This is a genomic window from Pseudomonas sp. GW460-LB5 (genome assembly GCF_059423245.1).
The window spans coordinates 69,967-78,089 of record NZ_JBWKXT010000028.1 but is presented as its reverse complement, the minus strand read 5'-3'; the positions used below and the strand labels follow the sequence as shown (position 1 = coordinate 78,089).

At 53.0% G+C, this 8,123-nt stretch carries 8 protein-coding genes; 3 read left to right on the top strand and 5 right to left on the bottom strand.

The features are described 5' to 3' along the window. Positions 1 to 125: 125 nt before the first annotated feature. From AC07XM_RS17790 to AC07XM_RS17780, 3 genes are all read left to right on the top strand, one after another. Positions 126 to 434, top strand: a complete 309-nt coding sequence (locus AC07XM_RS17790) for a helix-turn-helix transcriptional regulator (RefSeq protein WP_371918335.1) — start codon at positions 126 to 128, stop codon at positions 432 to 434. A gap of 63 nt (positions 435 to 497) precedes the next feature. Continuing rightward, entirely contained in the window at positions 498 to 1,925 is a 1,428-nt protein-coding gene (locus AC07XM_RS17785) for a YfjI family protein (protein ID WP_102689884.1), read from the top strand. A 46-nt stretch (positions 1,926 to 1,971) separates the two neighbouring features. Beyond that, positions 1,972 to 3,084, top strand: a complete 1,113-nt coding sequence (locus AC07XM_RS17780; protein WP_146024546.1) for a hypothetical protein — start codon at positions 1,972 to 1,974, stop codon at positions 3,082 to 3,084. A 216-nt stretch (positions 3,085 to 3,300) separates the two neighbouring features. On the opposite strand, the gene AC07XM_RS17775 is transcribed toward AC07XM_RS17780, so the two are convergent. The 5 genes from AC07XM_RS17775 to AC07XM_RS17755 all read right to left on the bottom strand — a co-directional run bounded on the left by AC07XM_RS17775 (position 3,301) and on the right by AC07XM_RS17755 (position 7,890). Further along, on the bottom strand, positions 3,301 to 4,509 hold the full coding sequence (locus AC07XM_RS17775; RefSeq protein ID WP_102667954.1) for a tyrosine-type recombinase/integrase: 1,209 nt from the start codon (positions 4,507 to 4,509) through the stop codon (positions 3,301 to 3,303). A gap of 393 nt (positions 4,510 to 4,902) precedes the next feature. Beyond that, entirely contained in the window at positions 4,903 to 5,604 is a 702-nt protein-coding gene (locus AC07XM_RS17770; protein ID WP_016484714.1) for a LexA family transcriptional regulator, read from the bottom strand. 181 nt (positions 5,605 to 5,785) lie between these two features. After that, positions 5,786 to 6,313, bottom strand: a complete 528-nt coding sequence (gene ppa / locus AC07XM_RS17765; RefSeq protein ID WP_016484715.1) for an inorganic diphosphatase — start codon at positions 6,311 to 6,313, stop codon at positions 5,786 to 5,788. A 93-nt stretch (positions 6,314 to 6,406) separates the two neighbouring features. Next, on the bottom strand, positions 6,407 to 7,222 hold the full coding sequence (locus AC07XM_RS17760) for a M90 family metallopeptidase (protein ID WP_102689886.1): 816 nt from the start codon (positions 7,220 to 7,222) through the stop codon (positions 6,407 to 6,409). Between the two features lie 20 nt (positions 7,223 to 7,242). Further along, a complete protein-coding gene (locus AC07XM_RS17755) occupies positions 7,243 to 7,890 on the bottom strand; it encodes a DedA family protein (RefSeq protein ID WP_016484717.1) in 648 nt (215 codons plus the stop codon). Positions 7,891 to 8,123: the final 233 nt, after the last annotated feature.

Sequence of the window (8,123 nt, the reverse complement as noted above, 5' to 3'; positions counted from 1 at the left end):
ACTCGGTAGCAGGAATAGCAGGTCTGAGGTATTAGATTTGGGAATTTTCTTGGTCCTGGATCTTGTTTTTGTGTAAATGTCAAGATCTGTGCTTAGGGGGTTCGTATAACTTTTAAGCAGTGCAGATGAGGTATCGGGGTGCACGCAATACGATGACGCCTCAACCGATTTGGAGGTGGCTCATGAATTGTGAACATAGAACTCAGTGTAGCGAAGCTGGATGGGTGGCAGGTGGACCTGAGGTGAGGGTGATCCGTATGAAGCGGCTAAGCGAGATGCTTTCGGTTTCGAGATCAACCCTGTATGACTGGCTAAATCCAAGTAGTCCCCGTTATGACTCAGAATTCCCGAGGCCAGTACGCTTGTCTGCAAAGGGAGTAGCGGTTGGCTGGTTTCTTGATGACGTTATGCGTTGGCTCGGCACCAGAAAATGAAAATTTAACCAGTTGAATAGCTAATAGATAATTATTTAAGGTTGAGTAAGTAGGAGTGAAATAATGGGGTTTTTCGAAGGTAATAGGCTTGATGGCAATGAGTTTGAAGATACGTCCGTTGATATGGAAGAAATCGATTCATTCCCGGTTTTTAAAAGTGCGGTAATAAGTATCGTTCAACAAACTCTGGCGCCGATTGACCTGGTTTTGTCGGTTGTACTTTCAGTTGTTTCGCTGGTTTGTCAGTATCTAATAGATGTAAGAAGGCCGTGGGGAAGCCTTGGGCCGGTATCACTAATGATTTTTTCGATAGCGCTTTCAGGTGAGAGGAAAACCGCGATTGAAGATATTGCAGTTAAAGCGCTAAGAGCGTTTGAAAAGAAGCGTAAATTGTCGGATTCTCAGAAAATAAGAGAGTGGTCAGTTTTGTTGGAGTTGTGGGAAAGGCAAAAAAAGAAGATTCAAAAGAAAATGCTTGATGAAAGCTTAACGTTGAGCAGTTATAAGCAGCTTGAAAGCGATCTTCTGGTGCACGCGAAATCAGAGCCTACTCGCCCGCCGATGTTTAAGATGACTCATCAAGATGTCACTTGGGCTGCATTATCTAAAGCCTTGGCACAAGACTGTCCGTCCGCAGCATTATTTACGAGTGAGGGTGATATAGCTTTAAGGGGCGTTTTTAATCAGGTAGGCATGATGAACGCTTTATGGAGCGGCTCCGGCCTTGAAGTTGGGCGGGCTTATTCTGGGGATTTCTCATTGACAGACGTGCGGTTTAGTATTGGTATTGGGGTCCAGCCAAGGGTGTTTGAGGAATATCTAGAAAGAAAAGGCGAGCTTGGTAAGGCATCAGGATTTTTTGCGAGGTCATTGATTTTTTATCCAGAGTCTACTCAGGGTACTCGATTTATTGAAGGTAAGGTTCAGGTCGATTTAAGTCGATATGAAAAGAGGATAGAAGAACTTCTCGAAGAAAATGTTAAAAAGTTTGATGCCCGTGATGCGAGTAAGTTAGTGGTTGGTTTTTCAGTTGAGGCTAGCGAGGAATTGATATGGATTCACAATAAGATCGAGAAAGAAATGAGGGTTGGTGGAGGCTATGAACGGGCTCGTGATCATGCGTCAAAGTTGGTGGAAAATATTTCTAGAGTGGCCGCTTTGCTTCACTTCTTTGAATCTGGTGGAGCTGAAATTTCACTGTCCGAGTTGTCGTCTGCTGAGAAAATTGTTATGGGGTGCTCTGTAATGTATAAGAGGCTTTTCTCGTTTTCGCCTCAAGTTGTTACTGATGCTGAAGCGCTAATCTCTTGGTTGCAGTCTAGGTGTGATAGCCCACTTTTTAGGCGGACAAAGCGAAATGACGTGTTGCAGCGGGGGCCAGCAGCCTTGCGTCGTGCTACGCGGCTCAATCGCGCAGTTGATTATCTGGTGGAAAAGGGGCTAGTGAAGGAGGTTGCGTATGGGCGAGTAGCGGAGATTGAGTTAATTTAATATGATTTTGTATTTTTTTAGTGTTTTAAGTGTTGGCGGGTGATGAATGGACGTGCCTCAGGCAATAGAGTGCTTGGTTATCCTGGTTGGATCTAATGGTCGTGTTTTATTACGCACAAAACCCGGCTTGGTTGGAGGGTTCTTTATAAGGGTTGAGCTACCTGTCGATAAGTCTCCAGAAGACGCAATTGCCGACTTAGTATTTAGTGAGAGTGGGTTGCAGGTGCGAGTGGACGCTGTTGGGACAGATATTTATTTTGGTGCGCGAGGAATGTGTGGGTATTTTATTGTTAAATTAGTTGGCTCTGAGGAGGCTGTTGGGTTGGATGGGTTTTCGGTTGACTGGTACAGCATTGAGGGGGCGGCTAATCTTATCTCTAGTTTAAAGAATGATAGTGAGTTTGAGTTGGAAATGTCTGTTTTAGCTGTGGCTGCAAGTATAGCTGAAATGAGTGGTGCTCTGGTTGATGACAGGTTTAAGAGGGTGGTTGAAAATTCAGAATTTGAGAGCTTTAAAGAAATTTGTGTTGATCTTGAAAGAATTTTGTCAGGTGGCACGGGTGAGTTTTGGAGGCGCGGAATAAACTCGGATCGGGTAATTGGGATGTTAGATGAAACTCAAAAGCGAATTAGTCTTGGGGAGATAGATTCTGAGTATGAAGAAAACGTTCTTTCTCTTGTTAGTAGAAACTCTAGGTCTAAGGAGCATGAGCGCTCTTTGATAGAGGCTATTTTAATGTGTTCAACGAAAGCGTATGGTTTTTTGTTGCGTGGGGACTATGTTGGTTACAATGAAGCGTATCTTGGTGTTCTGAATTATGTCGAATTATACGATCGATTATATCCGGGAGAGGGGCGGGCGCGGCGAGAGAGGGGATTTAAGGGCGGGCATGGTAAGGCGAAGGCTAGTGCGGAGGTTAGTCGTAAAATTGGTGAAATTGAGGATCTCATCCGTCAAACTATATTGGATGCTCTCCGTGCACACGTTCCTTACCGTGCACGCACCACTTATGTATCTGTTGTTGACAAGATAATTGATGAGGTTTTTCATAGTGTTAAGTGTCAGGGGGTTGAGCGTAATCGAGATGATCTGTGTGGTTTAATTCTAGATATGCTAGCAAATGATGCAGCAGCCAAGAAAATTGTTAAGTCCCGGTAGAGAATGTAAAGCGTTTTAAGCTGTGGTTGGTTTATCCGTCACTTAAAGTAAATCGCTCAGTGTTACTTTTTGGCTACATAATGCTAAACCGCACCGATACGTCTATGGCGCAAAATTTGAAGGTCTCTCGCGCAAGGCTCTGCATGCGCGAGAGGTGATGAAATCACCTACTGAAGGTGTGCTTTTTCTAAGACTGAGCAATAGATTAATTAGTGCTCAGGTTAACGAGGGTGGGGGTGCTACAAATAGGCTCCAGTCATTCATGAGTAAACGCCTCTTATCAAGAAAGTCCGAGCGAGAGTACGCTCCCTCGGTCTGATCACGCTCGTCATGTGCTAACGCCATTTCACAGACTTCACGAGGATAATGGGTACATTCACCGGCCCAGTCACGAAACGAAGATCGAAAGCCATGGCGAGTGATGTGCTTGTACCCCATGTCATGCAGTAGGGTTCGTACAGCATTTGCATGCATTGCCCCAGTCTTGCCTTGGCCTGGGAACAGAAAAGGACTTCCTTCATCTCGCGGAATACTTTTCACCAGCCTTACGACTTCCTCGGCAAGCGGAATGACGAAAGCTACCCGCATTTTCATTCTCTCATCTGGCAGTGACCAAGTTTTAGCTTCTAGATCAAACTCATCCCAACGAGCGAACCTGACCATGTGGGCGCGTGCGCTGGTCATGATCAGCAGTTGAGCGGCCCATGATGGAGGTGTGGCGTTCGCCCTGAGCTTTATCATCAGCTCAGGCACTTCCTGCCAGCGCAAAGCTTCAAAGTGCTCACGCTTCCGAGCTTTCCTCTTTTCAGAGCGGCTCAACAGATTGTCTAAGTGCCCGCGCCAGCGAGCAGGGTTCTCACCTTGTCGCAGGTTGCGTGCTTTGGCTGCGTCCAGGACTTGTTCTATTTGCCCGCGTACCTCGTCAGCGGTTCTGGTCTTGGTGGCCCAGATGGGTTGCAACACCTTAAGTACTTCGGGAGTGCCTATGTCTTCGGCTGACAGCTTGCCTATGTGATCAAACGCATACAGCTCCAGTTTCCGCAGCCACCCTTTATGCCACTTTTCCGACCACGCCGCGCCGTGAGCATCACGGTATTGCGTTGCGAGCGTCTCGAATTTTAGTTGCTTGGCTTCACTTGCACGCTGGGCTTCCCGTTGAGCTGCACGCTCTACGTCTCTGGCTGCCAGGGGATCAATGCCATCGTTCAATTGACTGCGTTTGGCGCTGGCTGCTTGTCTGGCTTTCTTGAGGCTGACTTCAGGGAATGAGCCCAATCCCATCTCCCTACGACGCCCCGCCAATTGAAAGCGAAGTAGCCAGGATTTACGTCCGGTAGGTTTGACGACCAAACGGAGGCCATCACCATCTTCGTAAGTGCCAGGCTCGGTCAGGTTCTCGACTTGTTTCGGATTCAGTTTACTCATTGATTTCCCCTTACTGTTCCTTTGTCCCCCCACCTGTCCCCCCACTTCATCCTCGGATGAGGTCAAATGGCGTTGAACACCATCGGACAGGGAAATGTCTGAAACCCCCGGAATAGCTAAGCTATCAGGAAGATTCTCGGATGGGATAGGATTATTTCGGACAATTAAAAAGCCGGCTTGTGGCCGGCTTCTCGGGGACGCTTCCGACTAATTTATGGTAAGCCGCAATCGCCTTAACTGTGTGGCCATCAAGGGCCTGAAAGAGATGGCAGATGCCCGTGTGGGATATCGCCGAGCCCTCTGGACCGCGGCTTGCGCCGGTCGGGGCTTAATGTGCGGGGTAGCATACAAGGGCACGCGCAAGATGCCCAGCAAAAAATGGCACAGGTTGTTTCAGCCGGGCCGCTGCTGGCGGAAATGCGACCAGTGGAATACCCACCCGATAATCTCCAGGCCCTGCGCCTGGCGCTGGGCAGGGGTGTAGCGTTCGACGGCGTAATTGCGCCGGTCATGGCTGCGCAGGTACAGGGTGCCCTGTGGGCTGAGGCTGAGGTTGTTTACCCTCAGCGCGCCGTTATGCAGCAGCGCGTAGGTTTCGCCCTCAATGACCCGCGTCATGCCCAGGTCGACTGCCAAAGTGGCCCCCAGCGGCACCTGCGGAACCATGTTGTTTGCCGTCATGGCCAGGCAGATGGCGTTATCGGCGTGCACTCCCAATCTTTTCAGCGCTTTTGCGGGCAGGCGCAGGTGTTTGCTGGGCACCGGCGAAAGCAGGCCATTTTGCAGTTCGAAAAAGGGCACTTTTACCTGCCGGGCACGGTGTGCCGACAGTGGGCTGGGCGGGTTGGCCGGCGCCTGGCGTGGCGGGCAGTTGCGCTGGACCGGGTTTGGGTGTTTTGGCCCTTCGCCCGTGCGCAGCCAACGCCGATGCACACAGAACAGATCGGCCAGTTCGTCCAGGCGGGCCAGGGGCACGCCGCGTTTGAACCAGTTGTTGACGTGCTGCGGTGTGACGCTGCGCTGGGCGGCGAAAGCGGAAGCGGACAGGCCACATTCGTGGAGAAGGGCTTTAAGGCGGTCGCCGGAAGTGTTCATGGGGCGAGTGTAACGACGGGTCCCCCGCAAGGAAATGAACCAGTTGTTGACGAGGCTTGTAAGAAAAGTGCCTCGTTGTAGGGCGTTGGTGTAGGACTACGTAGGACATTTTACCGATGAAGGCTTGTCGCCGAATCAGGCATAAAAAAACCCGCCGAAGCGGGTTTTTTTACAATCGGTATCAGCCCTTGTAGGCAGCAACCGATTTGGTAATCGCGGCACGGGCGGCGTCAGCGCCATCCCAGCCTTCGATCTTGACCCACTTGCCCTTCTCGAGATCTTTGTAGTTGGCAAAGAAGTGCTCGATCTGCTGAATCAGCAGGGCTGGCAGGTCAGTGTATTCCTTCACGTCGACGTACAGCTGCGACAGCTTGTCGTGAGGCACAGCGATGACCTTGGCGTCACCGCCGCCGTCGTCGGTCATGTTCAGCACGCCAACCGGACGAGCGCGGATAACCGAGCCTGGCGCTACCGGGTAAGGGGTAACCACCAGCACGTCCAGCGGGTCACCGTCGTCAGCCAGGGTGTTCGGGATGAAACCGTAGTTGGCTGGGTAGAACATCGGGGTGGCCATGAAACGGTCGACGAACAGGGTGTCGCTGTCCTTGTCGATCTCGTATTTGATCGGCGCGTGGTTGGCCGGGATTTCGATGGCGACGTAGATGTCGTTCGGCAGGTCTTTGCCCGCCGGAATCTTGCTGTAGCTCATTGGGCAGTGCCCCCGTGTTTGACCAAAAAAGTGGCGGCGATTATAGGCACATTCTGCCGGGGCATGCCACGCCTGGCCTGATGTGCGGCCCCGTCAGGCGTGGCTTTCGCCGTATGCGGGGTGTTCGGCCTGCAGCCGGTGCAGCCGCGCCAGCGGGTCTTGCCGGTAGAACTGCGACAACTGGCGGTAGACCAGTGGATAAGCCTGATGCAGCAGGTCGGGGGCACTAAAGAAGTATTCGCTGGTGACGGCAAAGAATTCCGCCGGGTTTTCCGCGGCATACGGGTCGATGGCGGTTTCGGCGTCGGGGTTGTTGTCCAGCTGGCGGTTGAGGTCGTCGTAGGCCTGCTGCATGGCCGTTGCCCATTCATCCACCGGCATGCCGCTGTGTAGCGGGGGCAGGCCGTTGGCATCGCCATTGAGCATGTCGAGCTTGTGCGCCAGCTCATGGATGACCAGGTTGTAGGCCTCCCAGCCACCACTGGCCAGCACGCCGTTCCAGGCCAGAATGATCGGCCCCTGTTGCCAGGCTTCGCCGCTGTGCTCGCCGTCCCACACATGCTCCACGCCACTGGCATCGCGGTGGCGCTGGGGGCTCTTGAAGTCGTCGGGGTACAGGATGATTTCGTGGAAGCCCTGGTACCAGTTCAGCTCACCCAGGTGCAGCAGCGGCAACTGTGCCTGGGCGGCCAGCAACAGGCGCTGCTCGTCGTCGGGTTCGACACCTGGCAAGCAGGTCAGGTGCTTGTCGAGCAGGAACAGGATGCAGGCTTCACGCAGCCAGTGGTCTTCCTCGTCGCTGATGCCGTCCAGTATGGGCAGGCGCTCGCGCACGGCCTGCCACTGTTCGGGCTCGATGGGGTAGCGCGTCAGCGCGCGCTTGCGCCGCCAGGCGCTGAACGACCACATGCCTGCTGTTCTCTGAAAGCTCAGTGCGCCTTGGCCGCACGGCCCAGGCGGCTGCGCAACAGGCCGAGGAGCATCGGCACCAGCGACAGGATGATGATGCCCACCACCATCAGCGACAGGTGCTGCTTGATGAATGGCACGTTGCCGAAGAAGTAGCCCAGGGTGACCAGGCCGCCGACCCACAGCAGCGACCCGGCAACGCTGAAGCCAAGGAAACGCGGGTAATGCATGTGGGCGATGCCGGCGACGAACGGTGCGAAGGTACGCAGGATAGGCAGGAAACGCGCCAGGGTCACAGTCTTGCCGCCATGGCGTTCATAGAACTCGTGGGTGCGCTGCAGGTAGTCGCGGCGGAAGATTTTCGAGTTGGGGTTGTTGAACAACCGCTCCCCGGCTGTTCGGCCGATGACGTAGTTGGTGCTGTCGCCCAGGATTGCGGCAGCCATCAACAGGCCAGCCAGCAGCACAGGGTCCATGCCACCACCTGCCGCTACGGCGCCGGCGATGAACAGCAGCGAGTCGCCCGGCAGGAATGGCATGACCACCAGCCCGGTTTCGCAGAAGATCACGGTGAATAGAATGGCGTAGATCCAGGGACCGTAATTGGTGACCAGCAGATCGAGGTAAGCATCGAGATGCAGGATAAGGTCCAACGGGTTGAAATCCATGTACAGCACCTGTGTTCTTGGGTGTAGGCAGGGTTACCTGAGGATGGGTAAATTTTCACACATGACAGGAGGGGCATTATACGGCGAAGTGAGGGGCATGCCCGGAGAGATTGTAGCGGGGGGTTACGGTGCAAGGCCTGGACAGTTGTATCGACTGTACCGGCATGCGGGTCAATCCTGGCTGATTGGCAGGATGTAGCTTTTGAACTCGGTATCTTCACGAAACCCGATGG